Origin of the sequence: Gordonia araii NBRC 100433, from assembly GCF_000241265.1 — a bacterium.
In the GTDB taxonomy this organism is placed as follows: domain Bacteria; phylum Actinomycetota; class Actinomycetes; order Mycobacteriales; family Mycobacteriaceae; genus Gordonia; species Gordonia araii.
Map to the genome: position 1 here is coordinate 1 of NZ_BAEE01000076.1, position 20,323 is coordinate 20,323.

General features: G+C 68.6%; 17 protein-coding genes. 7 read left to right on the forward strand and 10 right to left on the reverse strand.

What is annotated here, in order from left to right:
* Nucleotides 1-29: 29 nt before the first annotated feature.
* Nucleotides 30-626 carry a suppressor of fused domain protein gene (locus GOARA_RS16525; protein ID WP_040523835.1) on the forward strand — a complete coding sequence of 199 codons (597 nt, stop codon included), beginning with the start codon at nt 30-32 and terminating at the stop codon, nt 624-626.
* 13 nt (nt 627-639) lie between these two features.
* Here the strand turns inward: GOARA_RS16525 and GOARA_RS16530 are convergent, their stop codons facing one another.
* Together GOARA_RS16530 and GOARA_RS16535 are read right to left on the reverse strand one after the other, a co-directional pair.
* Nucleotides 640-900 carry a metal-sensitive transcriptional regulator gene (locus tag GOARA_RS16530; protein WP_007323568.1) on the reverse strand — a complete coding sequence of 87 codons (261 nt, stop codon included), beginning with the start codon at nt 898-900 and terminating at the stop codon, nt 640-642.
* Nucleotides 897-1,298: a DUF302 domain-containing protein gene (locus GOARA_RS16535; protein WP_007323569.1), complete on the reverse strand. Its 402-nt coding sequence runs from the start codon at nt 1,296-1,298 to the stop codon at nt 897-899. The genes GOARA_RS16530 and GOARA_RS16535 overlap by 4 nt, the downstream gene beginning before the upstream one ends.
* Nucleotides 1,299-1,429: 131 nt before the next feature.
* Here GOARA_RS16535 and GOARA_RS16540 point away from each other — a divergent pair, with 131 nt between their 5' ends.
* On the forward strand, nt 1,430-1,798 hold the full coding sequence (locus GOARA_RS16540; RefSeq protein WP_007323570.1) for a carboxymuconolactone decarboxylase family protein: 369 nt from the start codon (nt 1,430-1,432) through the stop codon (nt 1,796-1,798).
* A 21-nt stretch (nt 1,799-1,819) separates the two neighbouring features.
* On the forward strand, nt 1,820-1,978 hold the full coding sequence (locus GOARA_RS20315; RefSeq protein ID WP_007323571.1) for a DUF8730 family Cys-rich protein: 159 nt from the start codon (nt 1,820-1,822) through the stop codon (nt 1,976-1,978).
* Nucleotide 1,979: 1 nt separating this feature from the next.
* Here the strand turns inward: GOARA_RS20315 and GOARA_RS16545 are convergent, their stop codons facing one another.
* The gene (locus tag GOARA_RS16545; RefSeq protein ID WP_007323572.1) at nt 1,980-2,342 is read right to left on the reverse strand and encodes a gamma-glutamylcyclotransferase family protein; all 363 of its coding nucleotides are present in this window, start codon (nt 2,340-2,342) and stop codon (nt 1,980-1,982) included.
* Entirely contained in the window at nt 2,342-3,469 is a 1,128-nt protein-coding gene (locus tag GOARA_RS16550; protein WP_007323573.1) for a magnesium and cobalt transport protein CorA, read from the reverse strand. The genes GOARA_RS16545 and GOARA_RS16550 overlap by 1 nt, the downstream gene beginning before the upstream one ends.
* Between GOARA_RS16550 and GOARA_RS16555 the strand changes: the two genes are divergently transcribed.
* Entirely contained in the window at nt 3,376-3,951 is a 576-nt protein-coding gene (locus GOARA_RS16555; protein ID WP_040523837.1) for a type 2 periplasmic-binding domain-containing protein, read from the forward strand. The genes GOARA_RS16550 and GOARA_RS16555 overlap by 94 nt on opposite strands.
* Nucleotides 3,952-3,994: 43 nt before the next feature.
* On the opposite strand, the gene GOARA_RS16560 is transcribed toward GOARA_RS16555, so the two are convergent.
* Nucleotides 3,995-4,831 carry an SDR family NAD(P)-dependent oxidoreductase gene (locus GOARA_RS16560; RefSeq protein ID WP_007323575.1) on the reverse strand — a complete coding sequence of 279 codons (837 nt, stop codon included), beginning with the start codon at nt 4,829-4,831 and terminating at the stop codon, nt 3,995-3,997.
* Nucleotides 4,832-4,895: 64 nt separating this feature from the next.
* Entirely contained in the window at nt 4,896-6,443 is a 1,548-nt protein-coding gene (locus tag GOARA_RS16565) for a flavin-containing monooxygenase (RefSeq protein WP_007323576.1), read from the reverse strand.
* A gap of 73 nt (nt 6,444-6,516) precedes the next feature.
* Here GOARA_RS16565 and GOARA_RS16570 point away from each other — a divergent pair, with 73 nt between their 5' ends.
* The gene (locus GOARA_RS16570) at nt 6,517-7,149 is read left to right on the forward strand and encodes a TetR/AcrR family transcriptional regulator (RefSeq protein WP_373277761.1); all 633 of its coding nucleotides are present in this window, start codon (nt 6,517-6,519) and stop codon (nt 7,147-7,149) included.
* Between the two features lie 301 nt (nt 7,150-7,450).
* Here GOARA_RS16570 and GOARA_RS16575 read toward each other — a convergent pair whose 3' ends face one another.
* From GOARA_RS16575 to GOARA_RS16590, 4 genes are all read right to left on the reverse strand, one after another.
* Nucleotides 7,451-11,302: a multifunctional oxoglutarate decarboxylase/oxoglutarate dehydrogenase thiamine pyrophosphate-binding subunit/dihydrolipoyllysine-residue succinyltransferase subunit gene (locus GOARA_RS16575; protein WP_007323578.1), complete on the reverse strand. Its 3,852-nt coding sequence runs from the start codon at nt 11,300-11,302 to the stop codon at nt 7,451-7,453.
* A 99-nt stretch (nt 11,303-11,401) separates the two neighbouring features.
* Nucleotides 11,402-15,196, reverse strand: coding sequence for an ABC transporter ATP-binding protein (locus GOARA_RS16580; protein WP_007323579.1), 3,795 nt, complete (start codon nt 15,194-15,196; stop codon nt 11,402-11,404).
* Nucleotides 15,193-16,008 carry a hypothetical protein gene (locus GOARA_RS16585; RefSeq protein ID WP_007323580.1) on the reverse strand — a complete coding sequence of 272 codons (816 nt, stop codon included), beginning with the start codon at nt 16,006-16,008 and terminating at the stop codon, nt 15,193-15,195. Before GOARA_RS16585 ends, GOARA_RS16580 begins: the two co-directional genes overlap by 4 nt.
* Nucleotides 16,001-17,038, reverse strand: a complete 1,038-nt coding sequence (locus GOARA_RS16590) for a glutathione S-transferase family protein (RefSeq protein WP_007323581.1) — start codon at nt 17,036-17,038, stop codon at nt 16,001-16,003. The genes GOARA_RS16585 and GOARA_RS16590 overlap by 8 nt, the downstream gene beginning before the upstream one ends.
* A gap of 413 nt (nt 17,039-17,451) precedes the next feature.
* Between GOARA_RS16590 and GOARA_RS16595 the strand changes: the two genes are divergently transcribed.
* Nucleotides 17,452-18,963 carry an MFS transporter gene (locus tag GOARA_RS16595; protein WP_007323582.1) on the forward strand — a complete coding sequence of 504 codons (1,512 nt, stop codon included), beginning with the start codon at nt 17,452-17,454 and terminating at the stop codon, nt 18,961-18,963.
* A gap of 144 nt (nt 18,964-19,107) precedes the next feature.
* Nucleotides 19,108-20,319: a metallophosphoesterase family protein gene (locus tag GOARA_RS16600; protein WP_007323583.1), complete on the forward strand. Its 1,212-nt coding sequence runs from the start codon at nt 19,108-19,110 to the stop codon at nt 20,317-20,319.
* The last annotated feature ends 4 nt before the right edge of the window (nt 20,320-20,323 follow it).

Here is a 20,323-nt window from a genome sequence, read left to right on the forward strand (position 1 = left end):
GACGCTGCGACCGGCGTCAACCTGTCCCGGTGAGCGCCGCGTGGTCGAGCGACCTCGTTGCCGGGCACGCCGCGAAGGTGCTCGGTGGCGATCCGCAGCGCGCGTCGGTCACGTTCCTCGGCGCCGAGCCGATCGACGTGCTGAGGTTCGCCGGCGCAGACGGCCTGGTCTACGTCACCGCCGGCGCGTCGCGCCATCCGATGTCGGATCCGGCCGATCTGAACCCCGATCCGATTCGCGGCCCGCGCGCGGAACTCGTCGTGCGCATCGCGGTGTCGCCGGGAGCCGGATTGCAGTTGCGCAACCTGCACCGCTCGATGGCCACGCTGGCCGCGGCTCCGATGGTCGAGGGCCTCGTCTTCGCCACGGATGCGCTGGTCGACCTGGGCGCCCCGCTGTGGGACGGCGCGCCGTTCACCGCCGTGCTGCTCGACGACGACGAGTTGAGCCCGCTGGCCTTGCCGGAGCCGGCCGACCCGGTCCGTTTTCTGCGCGCGGTGCCGGTCACCGCCAACGAGGCGGCATGGGTGCGGCTCAGGGGTGCGACGGCGTTGCGCGACGCCTGGACCGAGGCTGAGATCGATCCGGCCGACCCCTCCCGGGTGGCCGCGACGCTCGGCGGCTGACGGTCGCGCCCGCTCAGGCCATGGCCAGGAATAGCCGTTCCAGCTTCTGCTGATCGACGTTGTCGGGGCCCTCGGTCGCGATGCAATGCCGAAGTCCGGTGGCCACGAGCGTGTACCCGCTGCGTCCGAGGGCTTTGTGCACCGCGGCCAGCTGGGTGAGCACCTCCTCGCATTCCTGTCCTTCTTCGAGCATGCGGATCACTGTGGCGAGGTGACCGTGCGCGCGCTTGAGCCGCGTGACGATCGGCTTCGCGGCAGCTTCCGGGATTCTCATGCCTGCTCGCCCGTCAGGCGGTCCAGCATGGCTGCCAACAGTTCGCGGGCCTGTCCGGCGACGTCGGCGAGGGCTTCGGTTCCGGTGAACTCGGGCATGACGCCGGGGTCGAGGATGTCGATCTGGGAACCGTCGCCAGCCGCGCTGACGACCACGTTGCACGGCAGGAGGACCGCGACGCGGGGATCGACCCGCAGGGCCTCGTGGGCGAGTTGCGGCCGGCAAGCACCCAGGATCAGCTTCGGCGGCACGTCGACGTCGAGCTTCGTCTTCAGCGTGGCCGCGACGTCGATTTCGGTGAGTACGCCGAATCCGACGTCGGCCAGCGCTTCGCGCACGCGCGGGACGGCCTCGGCATACGGGACGTCGATCGTGGCGCTCATGGTCAGTTGAGTCATTTTGGCGGTCCTCTCTCCGTTGACCACTCCATATTTGCATATCCCCCCGGGGGGATGCTAGGTTCTCAATATCCCCCTAGGGGGTTCGGGTGGATCGACGATCTCCCCGGAGCCACAGTGAAGGAGACGACATGACCGACAGCTCCCAGCACGACGCGGGCGCGGCAGTTCTTCGGCGGCTGCAGCCGCAGCACCGCGACCTGCGCAAGGCGATCCCGGACGTCTATGCCGGCTTCGGTGCGCTCAGCTCGGCGGCATTCGCCGACGGCGCCCTCGACCGCAAGACCAAGGAGCTGATCGCCTTCGCGATCGGGGTGGTCGAGGGGTGCGACGGCTGCATCGCCTCGCACGGGCAGGCCGCGGCGCGCGCCGGCGCCACGGTCCAGGAGGCGGCCGAGGCGATCGGTGTCACCTTCCTGATGCACGGCGGACCGGCGACCATTCACGGAGCACGGGCGTACGAGGTGTTCCGCGGATTCGTCGACGCCACCGGCGACTAGCCGGGCGGGACGAGACAGATCATGTGCTATCCGATTCGGTGCAAGACCTGCGGAAAGACGACGTGGGGCGGCTGCGGCAGCCACGTCGAGGCGGTTCGCCGCGGCGTCCCCGCGTCCGACTGGTGTGCCGGGCACCACGAGGACGCCGTCGGGACGGTCCGCAAGCGGTGGTGGCGCTAGTTCAGCCGACGGCTTCGGTGTCGTCGGAGGCGAGCACGTACACCCACCCCTGCCCGCCGGAGCGCAGGGGAACCTGAACGCGCCGGTAGTCGTCGACCTCGTACTCGTCGGCCGCCGCGAGTTCGTCGTCGTCGACCAGGAAGGTCGTGCCCTCGACCGTGTCCTGCGCGGACCCGGGAATCAGGATGGGGTGGCGGTCGGTGCCCGAGCGCTCGATCACCACGGGGTCGGTGATCGTCAAGACCTCGCTGCGGTATCCGACGATGGCGTCGGCCTCGCCCGGAAGCAGCCGGCCGAAAGTGGCCCGCTGGACCTCGGGGAACTGGAGTGTTCCGTAGGAGAACAGCTTGTGCGTCGCGGCCATCACAACCACCCGTGTTTGCGGAAAGAACGCCAGAGCAGGAAACAGATGGTCGCCATGAAGGCGATGACGAGGAAGTAGCCGTAGCGCCAGTGCAGCTCGGGCATGTGGTCGAAGTTCATGCCGTAGATTCCCGCGATCATCGTCGGCGCGGCGGCCATCGCCGCCCACGCGGTGATCTTGCGCATGTCGGTGTTCTGCTGGATGCCGACCTTGGCGGCGGCCGCGTCGAGCATCGACGAGAGCAGGTTGTCGTAGTCGATGACGCGCTCGTTCACGGTCGTCAGGTGGTCGGCGACGTCGCGCAGGTAGGTGCGGACCTCGTCGGACAGCCACGGATTGGGCGCGGTGAGGCGCTGCAGGGGAGTGGCGAGCGGCGTCGTCGCCCGGCGGAATTCGATGACCTCGCGTTTGAGCAGATAGACCGGATCGATGTCGACGGTCGACGTGGCGAACACGCTTTCCTCGATCTCGGCGATGTCGGAGTCCAGTTCGTCGACGACCACCAGGTAGGAGTCGACGACCCGGTCGGCGACGGCGTGCAACACGACGGTCGGACCGAGCGCCAACAGTTCGGGATTCTCCTCCAGCCGATGGCGCAGCGAGGCGAGTTCGGTCTGGTCGCCGTGGCGGACCGTGATCACATAGTCGGCCCCGACGAAAATCATGATCTCTCCGGTGGAGACGACCTCGGCGGTCTCGGCGATCGAATCGTGGTCGACGTAGGCCACGGTCCGCAGCACCATGAACAGCATGTCGCCGTAAATCTCGACCTTCGGCCGTTGATGGGCGACGACGGCATCCTCGACGGCGAGTTCGTGCAGGTCGAAAACCGAAGCGACAGAGGCCATCTGCGCGTCGTCGGGAGCGTGGAGCCCGAGCCACACGAACCCGCGGCCCCGCGCGCGGACATGCGCCAGCGCATCGGCATAGGGGAGGTGTTGAGGGTCGCGCACACCGTCGACGTAGATCGCGCAGTCAACAACGGGGTCAGCGGCCACGACTGACGATCCTAAGTCATTGCTACGGTGTGGGCATGGTTCGGTGGGTATTGCTGGTCGCGGTGATCTGTGCGGCGTTGAGCGGCTGCGCGACACAGCCGGAGTCCGGAGCGATTCGCCTCGGCGCATCCGCCGACCCGCAGATGCAGATGACCGCGTTCCTCTACCGCGGGGCGCTGCGCGCCCAGGGCATCGAGGTCGACGAGCCGGTGCGAGTCGCCGGTGAGCGTGCTCAGCTCGACGCGATGAGCGCCGACGAGGTCGATCTGTTCCCGTCGACCGTCCCGAAGCTGCTCGCCGTCGTGCTGCCCGCCGACCAGGCCGCGTCCGCGGCGTCGACGGGCGAGCCCACCGAGTTCGGCGACGCCGCCTACACGCAGCTGAATCGGGCGTTGCCCGCCGGCGCGTCGATCGGCGATCCGGTGTCCGGCGAGCAGCTGGTGCCGGTGTACCGCACGGTTCGGTTCGGCCGGTCCGACATCAAGGCGCTCAACAAGGTGGCCGGCGAGCTGACCATGGCCGACCTCGCCGAGTTGACCGGGAAATGGCGGGCCGGCGCCGACGCGACCGAGTTGGTGCGCGACTGGCTCAGCCAGCACGACCTGGCCTAGTGTCGCGTGTCGGAACTAGTGGCCGAGCACGGCCTGCCGAACGCTACTTGGCCGAGAACCGCTTGATGGCGGCGCCGGTGAGCCGGGCGGCGACACCCTGGTAGCCGGAGGCGACCAGGCGGACCCACAGGTCGAGCAGCTTGGCGTCGTTGCCGACCAGCACGCGCGCGCGGCCCTTCTCGACGCCCCGCAGAATGATGTCGGCGGCCTTGGCGGCATCCATCCGCAGCAGGTACTTCTCGAAGGCCTCGGTGAGGCTGCGGTCGTCGGTGTCCCCGCTCATCGTCGCGTTGCGCGCGATCGCCGTCTTGACCCCGCCGGGGTGCACACAGGTGACCTTGACCGGATGCTTGGCCACGATCATCTCCTGGTTGAGCGACTCGGTGAAGCCGCGAACGGCGAACTTGGCCGAGTTGTACGCCGATTGCCCGGGCTCGGACAGCAGTCCGAACAGCGACGACGTGTTGACGATGTGACCGTCGCCGGAGGCGATGATGTGCGGCAGGAAGGCCTTCGTGCCGTTGACGACGCCCCAGAAGTCGACGTCCATCACCCGGTCGATGTCCTTGAACTCCATGTGCTCGACCTCGCCGTGGTGGGCGATGCCAGCGTTGTTGAAGATGGCGTTGACCTTGCCGAAGTGCTTGGCGACCGTCTCGGCGTACTCGAGCACCGCCTCACGCTCGGCGACGTTGAGCAACTGGGAATGCACCTCGGCGCCGGTGGCCTTGACCAGGCGCTCGGTCTCCGCGAGACCGTTGGGGTCGACGTCGCTGATGGCCACCTTGGCGCCGCGCTGGCCGAGCTTGACCGCGAGCTCGCGGCCCATGCCCGACGATGCACCGGTGACGACGACGACCTTGTTGCGGAAATCCTTCATGGTTTCTTTGTCCTTCTCGAGGCTGTGAGTGGTTTCGGCCAATGTGGCCGGGGTGGATCGGGCGTCAGACCGTCGCAGGTTCGGCGACGGGGGCGTCGTCGGTGTGCTTCGTGCCGGGCAGGGCGCGGCTGATGTCGTAAGCGGCGACATCGAAATTACGCGTGATACGGCGGAAAGCGAAGGTGAATCCCGGCCACAGCGTGGTGATGTTCCCGTTGGCGTCCTTGTACCAGGAAGCGCAGCCGCCGGTGGCCCAGACGGAGCGGGCGAGTGTGCGCTGCAGGGACTCGTTGAACTCGGCTTGGGCTTCGGCCTTCACGTCGATGCGCGTAATGGATTGGGCGCGCACCGTCTTGGCGAAGCCGACCAGGTAGTTGAGCTGGGATTCGATCATGTAGACCATCGAGGTGTGGCCCAGGCCGGTCGACGGACCGACCATCAGCATCATGTTCGGGAAGCCGTGCACGGTCGAACCCTTGTAGCCCTGCATTCCGGCGGATTCCCACACCTGCGCGAGCGATCGTCCGTCGGCGCCGACGATGTGCGAGAAGACCGGCGAGTCGGTGACGTGGAAGCCGGTGGCGACGACGATGACGTCGACATCGCGCTCGATCCCGTCGGCGGTGACGATGCCGCGCGGCGAGATCGACGCGATCGGATCGGTGACCAGGTCGACGTTGTCGCGGTCGAGCGCCGGGTACCAGTCGTTGGACTTGAGGATCCGCTTGCATCCGACCCGGTAGTCGGGCGTCACCGCGCGGCGCAGTGCGCGGTCGGCGGTGCCACGCGCGATGTTCGCCTTGCACAGCGCCTCGACCGGCTTCAGCGCGGCCGGGGCGTAGGTCATCCCGAAGGCGACGGCTTCCGCACCGGTGTAGATCGCACCGCGCGAGAGCTTCTGGAAACCGGGGAGGAATCGGAACGCGGCGTGCTCGACGGCGGTGTAGGGGCGCTCGGTGCGCGGGACGATCCAGGGGGCGGTGCGCTGGTAGACGTCCAGATGCCCGGCGATCTTGGCGACCTGCGGCACGATCTGGATGGCGGATGCGCCCGTCCCGATCACGGCGATGCGCTTGCCCGCGTAGTCGTAGTCGTGGTCCCACCGGGCGGAGTGGACGATCTTGCCTTCGAATCCGTCGATCCCGTCGATGTCGGGCAGGTTGGGTTCGCACAACGGGCCGACGGCGCCGACGAGGAGTCGGGCGCGGACCTGCGAGGCGACACCGTCGGTCTCGACATCGATCAGCCAGGACTTCCGCTCCTCATCCCACCGCGCGTCGAGGACCTCGGTGCGGAACCGGGTGTGCGAGGCGATGTCGTGGCGGGTCGCCACGTCGTTGATGTACCGGTGGATCTCGGCCTGGTGGGAGTAGGTGCGCGACCATTTCGGATTCAGTGCGAACGAGTACGAGTACAGGTTCGACGGGACGTCGCAGGCGGCACCGGGGTAGGTGTTGTCGCGCCAGGTGCCGCCGAAGTCGGCGCCCCGGTCGATGACGAGGTAGTCGGTGAATCCGTTCTGGGTGAGTTTGATTGCGGCGCCGAGTCCGGAGAACCCGGCACCGATGATGGCGATGTGAACGTCGGTGACTGCGACGTCGGTGGCTGTCATGGAGATCACGCTAGCGGAATTATTGACCAAGCGTCAATAGCGTGTTGGACAACGAGTCAATAGTGCTAGCGTGATGCTCGTGGCACGACAAGACGCGGGCAAGAAGCGGACTCGGATGAGTCCGGCGGCCCGGCGAGAGCAGTTCATCGCGTTGGGCCGTGACCTGATCAAGCGCGTGTCGGTCGACAATGTATCGATCGAGTCGGTGGCCCAGGCGGCGGGCGTCTCCCGCGCGCTGGTGTTCCACTACTTCTCGTCCAAACAGGACTTCCACCTCGCCCTGGCGCAGGCGCAGGCGAAGGAGCTGGTCGAGGCGACCAAGCCCGACGACTCCCTCGGCGAACCGGTCGTCGTACTGCGCGCGGCGATGGCGTCCTTTCTCGACTTCATCACCGAGCATCGGCATGCCTACACCGCCTTTTTGCGCGGCTCGGCGTCCGGAGATCCCGAGATGCGCGCCATCGTCGACCAATCGCGCGCGGTGATCGCCGACCGCATCTTGGAACGCACCGCCGTGTTCGGCATCGACCACACGACGACGGTCGAAGTCGCCGTTCGCGGCTGGATCGCGTTCGTCGAGGAGGTCGCGCTGACCTGGCTCGACCGATCCGACATGAGCCGCGATGCCGTGCTCGACCTGATGGTGGACTCGCTGTTCGGGATCGGCGCCGCGGTGACCGGCGAACCGATCACCCGCGCCGAGTAGCCCGCCCGCCCCCTGCCGAGTGGGCACCTCAACCCTGCCGAGTGGGCACCTGACCCCCGTCGAGTGGGCACCTCAACCCTGCCGAGTGGGCACCTCAACCCTGCCGAGTGGGCACCTCAACCCTGCCGAGTGGGCACCTCAACTATGCCCAGTGGGCGCAGGTCAGGTGCCCAGTGGGCGCAGGTCAGGTGCCCACTGGGCGTAGGTGGGGTGCCCAGTGGGCGCAGGTGAGGTGCCCATTGGGCGCAGGTGAGGTGCCCACTCGGCGTTAGGGGTCGGGCTGGCAGACGGGTGGTTCGGTCTAGGACGTGAACGGAGCCTCGGCTTTGGGGCCGAACGCGGCGTCGATGATCTCCTGCTGCTCGACGGCGTGGACCTTGCTCGACCCCGACGACGGCGCGGACATGGCACGTCGCGAAACGCGGCGCAGCCCGGTCAGGATGTCGGGCAGCATCTCCGGCAGCCACAGCCCGAGGAACGGCCACGGGCCCTGGTTGGCCGGCTCCTCCTGCACCCAGACGAAATCGTCGGCGTTCGGGTAGCGCTCCAGCGTCATCCGCATGCGGCGGTAGGGCACCGGGTAGAGCTGCTCGATGCGGATCAGCGCGATATCGTCGCGACCTTCCTTGTCCCGTCGCGCGGCGAGCTCGTAGTAGAGCTTGCCGCTGACCAGGACGACGCGGCGCACCTTGGACCGGTCGGCCGAGTCGTCGGCGAAGGCGGGATCGTCGAGCACCGAGAGGAACTTCGAGTCGGTGAAGTCCGAGACCGGGCTCACGGCAGCCTTGTTGCGCAGCATCGACTTCGGGGTGAACACGACCAGCGGACGCTCAATGCCGTCGAGCGCGTGTCGGCGGAGCAGGTGGAAGTAGCTCGCCGGCGTCGACGGCAGCGCGACGGTCATCGAGCCCTCGGCGCACAGCTGCAGGAATCGCTCGATACGGCCCGACGTGTGGTCGGGGCCCTGGCCCTCGTGCCCGTGTGGCAGCAGCATGACGACGCCGGAGGTCTGTGCCCACTTGGCCTCGCCGGAGCTGATGAACTCGTCCACGATCGACTGGGCACCGTTCACGAAGTCGCCGAACTGGCCTTCCCACAGCACCAGCGCATCGGGGTCGCCGACGGAGTAGCCGTATTCGAAGCCGACGACGGCGAACTCGGACAGCGGCGAGTCGTAGACCATGAACCGGCCGCTCTCCTCCTCGTCCTCGCCCGGGATGTGGTTCAGCGGGGTGTACTCCGACCCGTTCTGACGGTCGATCAGCACCGAGTGGCGCTGGGTGAAGGTCCCGCGCCGGGAGTCCTGGCCCGAGAGGCGCACCGTGCGCCCCTCCAGGACGAGCGAGCCGAAGGCCAACAGCTCGGCGAACGCCCAGTCGATGTTGCCCTCCCGCGCGGACTGCTGCCGTCGCTTGAGCACGGGCAGCACGCGCGGGTGCGCGGTGAAGCCGTCGGGCAGCGTCATGAACGCGTCGCCGATGCGCGCGAGCGTCTGCGGCGACACGGCGGTCACCAGTTTCGACGGCAGACTCTGCTCGGCCTCCACCGACGGGCTGGGCGCCGCCGTGTACCGCTCAAGCTCCTTGACCTCGTTGAAGACCCGCTCCAACTGGCCCTGGTAGTCGCGCAGCGCGTCCTCGGCCTCTTTGGTCGAGATGTCGCCACGGCCGATCAGCGCTTCGGTGTAGGACTTGCGGACGCCCCGCATCGTGTCGATCACGTCGTACATCGCCGGCTGCGTCATCGACGGATCGTCGCCCTCGTTGTGACCGCGGCGCCGGTAGCAGACGAGGTCGATCACGACGTCCTTGTGGTAAGTCTCGCGGTAGTCGACGGCGAGCTTGGCCGCCCACACGCAGGCCTCCGGGTCGTCGCCGTTGACGTGGAAGATCGGCGCGCCGATCATCTTCGCCACGTCGGTGCAGTACTCGGTGGAGCGGGAGTACTCCGGCGCGGTGGTGAAGCCGACCTGGTTGTTGACGACGATGTGCACGGTGCCGCCGACGCGGTAGCCGGGCAGCATCGCGAGGTTCAGCGTCTCGGCGACGACGCCCTGTCCGGCGAACGCGGCGTCGCCGTGGAGCATCAGCGGGAGCACCGGGAATTCGCCCGCGGAGTCGCCGAGCAGGTCCTGCTTGGCGCGGACCAGGCCTTCGAGCACCGGGTCGACCGCCTCGAGGTGGCTGGGGTTGGCGGTCAGCGAGACGGTGATCTCGTTGTCGCCGAACATCTGGTAGTACTTGCCCTCGGCGCCGAGGTGGTACTTCACGTCGCCGGAGCCGTGCGACTGCGACGGGTCCTGGTTGCCCTCGAACTCGGTGAAGATCTTCGAGTACGGCTTGCCGACGATGTTGGCGAGGACGTTGAGCCGGCCGCGGTGCGGCATGCCAATGACGACTTCGGCGAGTTCGTGCTCGGCGCTCTGGTCGATGACGGCGTCCATCATCGGGATCACCGATTCGGCGCCTTCCAGCGAGAAACGCTTCTGTCCGACGTACTTCGTGGCGAGGAAGGTCTCGAAGGCCTCGGCGGCGTTGAGCTTGCTGACGATGTACTTCTGCTCGGCGACCGGCGGCTTGACGTGCTTGATCTCCACCCGTTCCTGCAGCCAGCGCTGCTGATCGGGCTCCAGGATGTGGGTGTATTCGACGCCGACGTGGCGGCAGTAGGCGTCGCGCAACACCGACAGCACGTCGCGGAGCTTCATCCGCTCCTTGCCGTGGAAACCACCGACGCGGAAGGACCGGTCGAGGTCCCACAGCGTCAGACCGTAGGTCTCGATGCGCAGATCCGGGTGGGCGATGCGGGCATCGCTGTCCATCATCAGCGGGTCGATGTCGGCCATCAGGTGGCCGCGGCTGCGGTAGGCGGCGATCAGCTCCAGGACGCGGGTCGACTTGTCGACGAGGCCGGGCGGCACGTCCTGGCGCCAGCGGATCGGCTCGTACGGGATGTGCAGGGCGGTGAAGATGTCATCCCAGAAGTCGTCGTCGAGCAGCAGGTGGTGCACCTTGCGCAGGAAGTCGCCGGATTCGGCGCCCTGGATGATGCGGTGGTCGTAGGTCGACGTGAGCGTCATCAGCTTGCCGACGCCCAGTTCGGCGATCTGCTCTTCGGAGGCGCCCTGGAACTCCGCCGGGTACTCCATCGCGCCCGCGCCGATGATCGCACCCTGACCGGGCATCAGCCGCGGCACCGAATGCACGGTGCCGATCGTGCCGGGGTTGGTGAGCGAGATGGTCACGCCGGAGAAGTCTTCCGCGGTCAGCGCGCCTTCGCGGGCGCGCCGGATGATCTCCTCGTACGCGGTCCAGAACTCGTGGAAGTTCTTCGACTCGCATTCCTTGATCGCCGCGACGACCAGCGAACGGCTGCCGTCCTTGCCGGGAAGGTCGATCGCCAGGCCCAGGTTGGTGTGCGCGGGGGACACGACGTTCGGCTTGCCGTCGATCTCGGCGAAGTGGCTGTTCATGTTCGGGAACGCCTTGATCGCCTGGACCAGTGCGTAGCCGAGGATGTGGGTGAACGACACCTTGCCGCCTCGCGTGCGAGCCAGGTGGTTGTTCATCACGATGCGGTTGTCGATCATCGCCTTGACCGGTATCGCGCGCACGCTGGTCGCGGTCGGAACGGTCAGCGACGCAGACATGTTGCGGGCCACCGCGGCCGACGCGCCGCGCAGGACCTTCGACGACTCGGCGGGCCCGGCCTCGGCCTTCGGTTTGGCCGCGGGCGGCGGCGTACTCGGGGCCGTGGCCGCGGGGGCCGGGACCGACTCGCGCCCGGAGCCGTCGCGGCCGGTCGTCCCGACCCCGGAGGCGGCCTTGGTGGCGGCGGCTTCGGTGGTCGGCGGCTTGGGGGCCGGCTCGGGCTTGGTCGGCTCCTCGTCGAGGGTCACCGCGTTGGCGGGACGAGCCGGTGCGGGTGCCGGGGGCGCAGTGGCTGGCGCCGGGGCCGACGCGGGGGAGGCGGTCGAGGCCGGAGCGGATCCGTTGGCGGCCGGTTGGTAGTCCTTGAGCACCTCCCGCCAGCTGGGATCTACCGAGTTGGGATCCTTCAGGTACTGCTGGTACATCTCTTCGACCAGCCACGTGTTCTGCCCGTAATCAGATGCCGGGGTGTTCACAGCGGTGCTTCGCCTCAATTCCCTCATGAGTTGGCCCCTTGGGTGCGGGGGCCGGATTGTTCAGTTAGCTGCGCACGGTCGGAGCACTCACTTGTGGTGCGTTACTCACGCCCTCCCCATGGCATGCTACGCGTGCCGCTCCGTCGATGTGTGCCCAGTGTCCGCAGTGGTTTCCCAGAGTTCGCGGTACCGTCCGTCGCGCGCGATCAGTTCGGCGTGGGTGCCGCGCTGCACCACTCGTCCGGCCTCGACGACGGCGATCGAATCGGCCTGTGCGGCCGTCGCCAGCCGGTGGGCGACGATGACGCTCGTGCGCCGTGACGCGGTGGCCCGCGAGGCGGCCAGGACACGTGCTTCGGTCTGCTGGTCGAGCGTTGCGGTCGCCTCGTCGAGGAGTACGAGGTCCGGTTCGACGAGTTCGGCGCGGGCCAGGGCGATGAGCTGACGCTGGCCCGACGACAACCCGCGTCCCCGCTCGCCGATGGGGTGGTTCATCGCTCCGGGCAGGGCGGCGATGACGTCGAGCGCGCCGACGGCGGCGGCCGCCGCCTCGATCTCGTCGCGACCGGCGCCAGGCCGGCCGAAGGCGATGTTGTCCGCGACCGTCCCGGCGAACAGATGCGGCTCCTGGGGAACGACGGCGAGACGGGCCCGGTACGAGCGCAGCGGCAGGTCGCGCAGGTCGTCGCCGTCGGCGCGCACGGAACCCGTGCTGGGGTCGTAGAAGCGGGCGAGCAGCTTGACCACGGTCGATTTCCCCGCCCCGGTCGAGCCCACCAGGGCCAGCGACGACCCGGCCGGGATGTCGAGGTCGACGTCGGTCAGGGCGGGGGCGGTCGAGTCCCGGTAGATGAAGCCGATGTCGTGGAGCGCCATGTGCGCCGGGGCGGGACGACCGCGCGCACCGGTCGCCGCGTCATCGTCGGCGTGGGATTCCAGGCTCGACGGGGTGGCGAGCAGATCCCTGATCCGGATGAGGCCGACGCGGGCCTGCTGATAGCCGTCGAAGACCTGGGTCAGCTGTTGGACCGGCCCGAACAGCATCGCGAGATAGAGAACGAACGCGATCAGTGCGCCGGTCGAGAGCGTGCCTTGAGAGATCCGGTGTGCGCCGAGGACCAGGACGGCGGCGGTCGCCACATCCGCCACCAGGACGATGAACGGGAAGTAGCAGGCGATCGCGCGCTGGGTGACCATGCGCGCGTCGAACCAGTCGTCGGAGTAGCGGGCGAAGCGGGCCAGGGCCGAGTCGGAGTGCCGGTAGCCCTGCGTCGTCTTGAGCCCGGCGAGGTTCTCCTGTAGATCGGCGTTGACGATGCTGACGAGTTCGCGGGAGCGCAGGTACGCCCGCGAGGAGATACGGCGGAACACGATGGTCGCGATCAACAGCACCGGGACGACCGGGGCGAGTGCTACGGCCAGACCCGGCTGGGTGAGGGTGAGCGCCACGGCCACGCCGACCAGGGTCAGCCCGGCGACCCCGGCCGAGGTCAGGCCGGTTTGCAGGAAGGTCGACAACGCGTCGATGTCGGTGGTCATCCGGGTCATGATCCGGCCGGACAGTTCGCGCTCGTAGTAGTCCAGGCCCAGCCGCTGCAGGTGGGCGAAGCTGCGCACGCGCAGGCCGAACAGCACGCGCTCGCCGGCTCTCGTGGACAGCAGCAGCGTGCCGACCGCGACCAGCCAGCCGACGCCCACCAGCAGAACTCCCGCCAGCACCGGGCGGTAGATTGCCGCGGGATCGTCGCTGTCGGCGGCATCGATCGAGATTCGCGCCAGCGACGGGAACGCCAGGCTCACCACGGTGTCCGCGGCCACGCACAGGGCGGCGCCGAGCAACAGCCAGCGGACCGGCGCCAGCGAACGCCACAGCGAGAAGTCGGGTGTCTCGCGTCGCAGGTCGTCGAGATCGGCCCGCGGGTCGGCGTGCGCCGGCGGCAGGGCGGCGACGTCGGCGAGGAGTTCGGGTGTGGCCTGTGCCGCGCCGAGCGCTCCCGACATGGCCATCCCGCCTCCGCCTCCCGGCCCGGCGCCGCCTGGGCCTCGCGCCGGCGCCGCGCCGGCGCGCCAGCCGTCGTCGGGTTCGATATCGGGCCAAAGGTCGAAGTCGTCGTCCGGTTCGGCCGCTTCGGCGCGGTCGAGGGAGTCGGGCAGCGGGGCGTTCGCCGTCTGGGACATCAGCGTCGCGAAGCGAGCACTGGATTTCGCCAGTTCGTCGAAGGTCCCGACCTCGACGATCTGCCCGTCGTCGATGATTGCGACGCGGTCGGCGAGCCGCAACGTGGACGCGCGGTGGGCGAGCACCAGCATCGTCGAACGCTGCTCGCGCAGCCGAGCCAGAATGCGGGCCTCGGTCGCGGTGTCGACGGCCGACGTCGCGTCGTCGAGAACGAGGATTCGCGGCTGAGCGTAGAGAGCCCGGGCCAGGGCGATGCGCTGCCGCTGTCCGCCGGACAGGGTGAGCCCGCGCTCGCCGACGACGCTGGCGACGCCGTCGGGCAGGGCGTCGACGAATGCGGTGGCGTCGGCCCGTTCGATCGCCGATGCCAGCCGCGCCTGCTCGGCGTCGGTGAGGGTGTGCAGCGGCGCCATCGCGATGTTGGCGGCGATGGTGTCGGAATACAGGAACGGTTCGTCGCTGACGACCGCGACGACGCGGCGGAGATCGTCGGCGGCGACGGTGTTCAGGTCGGCGGGGCTCGCACCTTCCCGTCGCGGGCTCAGCGCGACGGTACCGGTCTGCGGGCGGTGGTGGCGGACCGCCAGATCGGCCAGCGTCGACTTGCCCGAGCCCGGACCGCCGATGACGGCGACGCACTCGCCCGGCGCGATGTCGAGGTCCAGACCCGTCAGCACGGGCGTATCGGCGGCGTCCGGGTAGGCGAATCCAACACCGTCGAACCGGAGGCCGAACTCGGCGTCGTTGGGCAGCGCCACCGGATCGGCCGGATCGGCGTCACGGGGATGGTCGATGACGTCGAAGACGCGCTGCGCCGACGCGTGGGCGAGTTGGGCCGTGACGACCACGTTGGACAGCATGCGCGTGATCCCCATCAGCGCGGTGACGTAGGCGGCGAAGGCCAGGAAGGTGCCGGCCGTGATGGTGCCGCGCAGCGTCAGCAGTGCGCCGACGCCGATTACCGCGACGGTCGCCAGTTGCGGTAGAGCCCCGATCAGCGGGGCATAGCGGGCCTCGACCCGTGCGGCACGGATCCGGCGGGCGTAGAGGGAACGGCCGAGATCGATCATCCGGTCGACCATGCGGTGCTCCTGGCCGAAGCCTTTGACCACCCGCACGCCGGTGACCGTCTCCTCGACGTGGGTGGCCACGTCGGCGGCGGCCTGTTGAGCCGACCAGGTCGCCGCGAAGAGCCGTCGTCGGCTGCGATAGGCCGTCCAGCCGAGCGCGGGGAGCACCAGCAGTGCCACCGCGGTCAACAGCGGGGACAGGTAGGCCATGATCGCGAAGGCGAAGACCGCCTGCACCGCGCCGCCGATGGCCAGCGGTGCCATCGCCATCAGGCCCTGTACGACCTGCAGATCGGAGATCGACCGCGACACCACCTGCCCGGTGCGGATCGTGTGTTGTGCCGGACCGTCGAGATGCAGCACGGTGTCCAGCAGCGAGACGCGCAGGTCGCGCTGCACGCCGACCGCCAGGGCACCGGCCGCCCAGCGGCGGACGAGCGTGCTGAGGTAGCGGGCCGCCGCCACCGCCAGCATCACCGCGATGATGCTGCCCAGTGCCCAACCGGCACGAGCGGCGCCGGTCGCGTGATCGACAGCGGCCTTCGACAGCAGTGGGAAGGCCAGGTCGGCGGCGATGCCGAGGACCACGGCGACGATCGTCGCCGCCAGGTAGCCCCGGCGGGTGGCGGCCAGGCGCCCGAGGCGCCGCAACCAGCGATCGCCGTCGATCACCGACGAGTTGGCAGTTGCTGCACCGGTGCGGGGAGCGCCCCTTCGTCGGCGAGAGTGCCGTCGATGATCGACGAGGTCGGCCAGCGCCGGGGCGGCGGTCCGAAGGCTTCACGCGAGTTGGCGATGATCTTCTTGCCCAGCGCGCGGTTGCCGACCGCCCCGATGCCCGCGCCGATGCCGGCCGGCAAGAGCTTGCCGACGATGACCGGGGCGCGCTTGAGCGCGAACTTCCGCATGACCTTGTTCAGCATCCGCTGGTTGAAGGCCGACACGTTGACCCCCGGGATGGCGCTGGACGACAGTTGCTTCAACGCGGTCGACCGCCCGCTGCCGACGAGCTTGCCCAGCGCGGTGAGGCCCTCTTCGCCCAGGGCGACCGAGAGGACCAGCGATTCGCGCCGGTGCTGATCGTCGGGGTCGACGCCGTGCACTTCGGCGATGGCGAGCGCCAGTAGTGCCGACGCTTCGAGGAAGAACAACGATTCGCCCGCGACCGCCGAAAGCGCCGCGACCGTGCCGACGCCGGGTACCGCGGCGGTGGCGCCGACCGCCCCGCCGGAGCCGGTCACCGCGAGCAGGTACTGCTTCTCCAGTCGCTCGATGATCTGCGCTGGCGACTCGTCCGGGTGTGCGGCACGGATCTTGTTGACGTACTTGGCCACCGCGGGACCCTGGAGGCGCTGGGCCCGGCGCAGCATCTTGTCGGCCGCGCCGATCGCGTGAGCAGGCGGCTTCGGGTGCTCGAATCCGTTGGCGCCGTAGGCGTCGTCGGTATTCGAGGGCGCGGGAAGAGCCTTGTTTCGCTTAGCCATCGGTGGGTACCCCATTTCCTTCCGGTACGACCTCGGACGGTCGCGGTGGCGGCGGAGGAGTGCCGTCACCGAACGGGCGTCCGCCGAGTTGTTCGCGGTGGTGGGCGGTGCGCCAACCCCGCAGGTCTGGGCCGTCCGGCACGATGCCGGTCGGGTTGATATCGCGATGCACCAGGTAGTAGTGCTGCTTGATCTGGGTGAAGTCGACCGTGTCGCCGAACCCCGGGGTCTGGAACAGGTCGCGCGCGTAGGCCCACAGCGCAGGCATCTGGGCGAGCAGGTTGCGGTTGGTCTTGAAGTGGCCGTGGTAGACCGGGTCGAACCGCACCAGCGTCGTGAAGAGCCGGACGTCGGCTTCGGTGATGGTGTCGCCGACGAGGTAGCGCCGCGACGCGAGCCGGTCGTCGAGGATGTCGAGCTGGGTGAACAGTCGTGCGTAAGCGTCGTCGTAGGCCTGTTGACTGCCGGCGAACCCGCAGCGGTAGACGCCGTTGTTGACCTCGGAGAAGACGGCCGCGTTGATCTCGTCGATCTCGGCGCGCAGGTGCTCCGGGTAGAGCGCGGGAGCGCCGTCGCGATGGAAGTCGGTCCACTCGGTGGAGAAGTCGAGCGTCATCTGCGCATAGTCGTTGGTCACGACGGCGCCGTCGCGCTCATCGACGATCGCGGGAACCGTGATGCCCTTCGGGTAGCCGGGGAAGCGCTTCTCGTAGGCGTCTTTGAGCCGCGGAATGCGCAGCACCGGGTCGACGCCGCCCGGGTCGAGGTCGAAGGTCCAAGAGTCGGCGTCGTGGGTCGGTCCGCACAGGCCCAGCGAGATGGCGTCCTCCAGGCCGAGCAGGCGCCGCACGATGAGGGTGCGGTTGGCCCAGGGGCACGCGCGGGCCGCGACGAGCCGGTAGCGACCGGCTTCGACGGGATAGCCGTCGGCCCCGTCCTTGGTGATGCGCGTGGAGATGTAGCGGGTGTCGCGGACGAACTCCTCCCCGGCGGTCACATATGTGCCCTGCCCGGTTTCCTGTTCGCTCATCGCGACCTCCTCGATCGGAGACTGCGCTCCGTGAATATCCGTAACAGCTGACCAACGTCGCGCGGGCCGTCGGTGATTCCCGACGGCGATGTGACCGCTCACACACGCGCGCGTCCTCCAGGTTATCCGCCGACCGTGCCCAGTTTCGCGCCGAGCGTGCCCAGATTCGCGTCGACCGTGCCCAGTTTCGCGCCGAGCGTGCCCAGATTCCCGCCGACCGTGCCCAGTTTCGCGTCGACCGTGCCCGGAACATCGTCGTTGACAACCCTCGAAGTCAGTCCTATGTTCCGTTCGGACTATTCGGGCCGAAGCGATTCGGACATATCGGCGAGGGGGCATGGCGGCCGGTTCCCGGCGGTCGTGCTCGCACGTGTCGACCGGCCCCACCTGCAACGGATCGGACGGAATGAACAATGACCACCACCCAACGCGCGGCCGAGTCGCACGGCCCCGAACCGTCGGTCGACACCGGCAAGAACCCGTGGTTCGCCATGCTCGCGATGTGCATCGGCTTCTTCATGATCTTGGTCGACATGACGATCGTTGCCGTTGCGCAGCCCGCGATCCAACGGGCACTGGGTGCCGATTTCAACGCGATCATCTGGGTGACCAGTGCGTACCTGCTGACCTACGCGGTGCCGTTGCTCGTGGCCGGGCGCCTCGGGGACAAGTTCGGACCGAAGCTGATCTTCCAGATCGGACTCGTCCTGTTCACCGTCGCCAGCGTTTGGTGCGCGATGTCGACGACGATCGGCATGCTGATCGCCGCGCGCGCCGTCCAGGGTGTCGGCGCGGCGCTGATCACGCCGCAGACCATGGCGATCGTGACCCGGATCTTCCCACCGCAGCGCCGCGGCGCCGCGATGGGCGCGTGGGGCATCGTCGCCGGTGTCGCGACGATGGTCGGCCCGCTGCTCGGCGGCGTGCTCACCGACAATTTCGGCTGGGAATGGATCTTCCTGATCAATCTGCCGGTCGGCGTGATCGGACTGATCGCCGCCCAGGTGTTCGTCCCGCGCGTGGAGACCAACGACCACAAGTTCGACTGGATCGGCGTCATTCTCTCCGGCATCGGACTCGCCGCGCTGGTGTTCGGGATTCAGGACGGCGAGAAATACGACTGGGCGCCGTGGATCTGGGCGATGATCGGCGTCGGCGTCCTGTACCTGGTGGTCTTCGTGTTGTGGGAGGCGCAGATGCGACGCGAACCGCTGGTGCCGCTGTCGCTGTTCGCCGACCGCAACTACTGGGTGTCCAACGTCGGGATCTTCGCCCAAGGCTTCGCGATCACCGGAATCATGATCCCGGTCATGTTCTTCCTGCAGCTCGTCGGCGGGATGTCGCCGACCAGGTCGGCCCTCATGCTCATTCCGATGGCACTGGTGAGCGGCTTCCTCGCGCCGTTCGTCGGACGCCTCGCCGACCGCGTCCACCCGCGCTCGATCATCGCGACGGCGATGCTGTTGAACGCGATCGCGCTGTGCTGGATGGCCGTCATCAACCGGCCGGAGACGCCGGTGTGGCAGTTGCTGTTGCCGACGATCCTCCTGGGCATCGCGGGCGCCGGCATCTGGGCGCCCCTCGGTGCGACGGCGACTCGCAACCTGCCGTGGCACCAGGCCGGTGCCGGTTCCGGCGTGTACAACACGACCCGCACCGTCGGGTCGGTGCTGGGCGCCGCGGGTATGGGCGCGCTGATGCAGGCGCTGTTGCGCCGGGAGTTCCCCGGCTTCGACATGCAAGCGGCGCAGGCGCAGAGTCACGGAGCCGTCGCCGAACTGCCCAAGGGAATGTACGAGGGCTTCTCCGTGGCGATGGGGCACTCGATCTTCCTGGCCGCCGGGGTGGCTTTCGCGGCGGCGGCGGTGTCGTTGCTGCTCGTCCCGATGAAGCCGGTCGTGGCGCCGGAGGAACAGGCCGGCTGACATTCGAACCTCGACGCGGGAGGCGAGTTCGGGCAGTGTCCGGCTCGCCTCCCGCGTTTTGTCGGGCCGCCCTCCTACGATTCGTTCGACGGGGTAGCCCCCGAACCCGGAAACAGCCGGCGCACGACGACCCGAGGAGGTGTGATGACCGCGGCGACCCTGTTCGACGATCCGAACTTCGACGACGCGCGGCGCGCGCCCGACCGGTCGGTCACCTTCGTACACACCGCCGACTGGCAGCTGGGCATGACGAGGCATTTCCTCCCGCCGGAGGCGCAGGCGCTGTTCACCGCCGACCGACTCGGGGCGATCGAACGGATCGGCGACGTGGCGGCCACCGCGGGTGCCGAGTTCGTCGTGGTGTGCGGAGATGTTTTCGAGGATCACCGGGTCTCGTCGCGCATCGTGACGCAGGCCCTGGACCGGCTGCGGGATTTCCCTGTGCCCGTGTACCTGTTGCCCGGCAATCACGACCCGTACGACGCTGCCAGCATCTATCGCTCTGAGGTGTTCACCAAGCGGTGCCCCGACAATGTCGTCGTCCTGTCGACACCGGGGGCGCATGAGGTGGCCGACGGCATCGACCTCGTCGTGGCGCCGTGGTCAACGAAGTCGCCGACCAGCGATTTGGTCGCGGACCAGGTGTCCCGGCTCCCCGGAACCGATCGCATCCGGATCGTCCTCGGCCACGGCGGCACCGACGAGCTGTCGCCGTCTTCGGGTCCGGCGATCGTCGCGGTGCCGCCGCTGGATCGCGCCCTTGCCGACGAGGTCCTCGACTTCGTCGCGCTGGGCGACCGGCACTCGGTCACGAAGCTGGGCACGACCGGGCGGATCTGGTACTCGGGTGCGCACGAGGTCACTAATTTCGACAATGTCGAGACGGGTTCGGGCGAGGTTCTCGTCGTCTCGCTGGCCCGTGGGTCGCGGCGCACCGTAGAGGTCGCGCAACATCCGGTCGGGCGCTGGCGTTTCCGCTCGATGACGGTCGACGTCAACGGCACCGACGACGTGGAGGCCCTGTCCTCGCGGCTCGATGAGATTCCCGACAAGTCGACCACCGTCGTCCGGCTGGGATTGGTCGGAACACTGTCGATCGCCGACCACACCGCGCTGAGCGAACTCCTCGATGCTGCCGCTGACCGATTCGCCGCCGTCGTGCGGTGGGATGCCTGCGACGATCTGCGGGTGGTCGCCGACCCGGGCGATGTCGATGGCCTGGGGTTGCGCGGCTATGCCGCCGAGGCGGCCGGCGAATTGGTGTCGCGGGCGAATGCCGCCGACGACGCCGAGTCGCGCGCGGCCCGCGATGCTCTCGCCCTGCTCGGGCGCTTGGCGGGCGGTGGCGACCGGTGAGGCT

Excerpts from the sequence above, each read along its gene's own strand:
- GOARA_RS16530 (WP_007323568.1), bottom strand. The coding sequence starts at position 900 with ATGAGAATCCCGGAAGCTGCCGCGAAGCCGATCGTCACGCGGCTCAAG.
- GOARA_RS16535 (WP_007323569.1), bottom strand. The coding sequence starts at position 1,298 with ATGACTCAACTGACCATGAGCGCCACGATCGACGTCCCGTATGCCGAG.
- GOARA_RS16540 (WP_007323570.1), top strand. The coding sequence starts at position 1,430 with ATGACCGACAGCTCCCAGCACGACGCGGGCGCGGCAGTTCTTCGGCGG.
- GOARA_RS20315 (WP_007323571.1), top strand. The coding sequence starts at position 1,820 with ATGTGCTATCCGATTCGGTGCAAGACCTGCGGAAAGACGACGTGGGGC.
- GOARA_RS16545 (WP_007323572.1), bottom strand. The coding sequence starts at position 2,342 with ATGGCCGCGACGCACAAGCTGTTCTCCTACGGAACACTCCAGTTCCCC.
- GOARA_RS16555 (WP_040523837.1), top strand. The coding sequence starts at position 3,376 with ATGGTTCGGTGGGTATTGCTGGTCGCGGTGATCTGTGCGGCGTTGAGC.
- GOARA_RS16550 (WP_007323573.1), bottom strand. The coding sequence starts at position 3,469 with ATGCGCCGAGGCGAATCGCTCCGGACTCCGGCTGTGTCGCGCAGCCGC.
- GOARA_RS16560 (WP_007323575.1), bottom strand. The coding sequence starts at position 4,831 with ATGAAGGATTTCCGCAACAAGGTCGTCGTCGTCACCGGTGCATCGTCG.
- GOARA_RS16565 (WP_007323576.1), bottom strand. The coding sequence starts at position 6,443 with ATGACAGCCACCGACGTCGCAGTCACCGACGTTCACATCGCCATCATC.
- GOARA_RS16570 (WP_373277761.1), top strand. The coding sequence starts at position 6,517 with ATGCTCGTGGCACGACAAGACGCGGGCAAGAAGCGGACTCGGATGAGT.
- GOARA_RS16575 (WP_007323578.1), bottom strand. The coding sequence starts at position 11,302 with ATGAGGGAATTGAGGCGAAGCACCGCTGTGAACACCCCGGCATCTGAT.
- GOARA_RS16585 (WP_007323580.1), bottom strand. The coding sequence starts at position 16,008 with ATGGCTAAGCGAAACAAGGCTCTTCCCGCGCCCTCGAATACCGACGAC.
- GOARA_RS16590 (WP_007323581.1), bottom strand. The coding sequence starts at position 17,038 with ATGAGCGAACAGGAAACCGGGCAGGGCACATATGTGACCGCCGGGGAG.
- GOARA_RS16595 (WP_007323582.1), top strand. The coding sequence starts at position 17,452 with ATGACCACCACCCAACGCGCGGCCGAGTCGCACGGCCCCGAACCGTCG.
- GOARA_RS16600 (WP_007323583.1), top strand. The coding sequence starts at position 19,108 with ATGACCGCGGCGACCCTGTTCGACGATCCGAACTTCGACGACGCGCGG.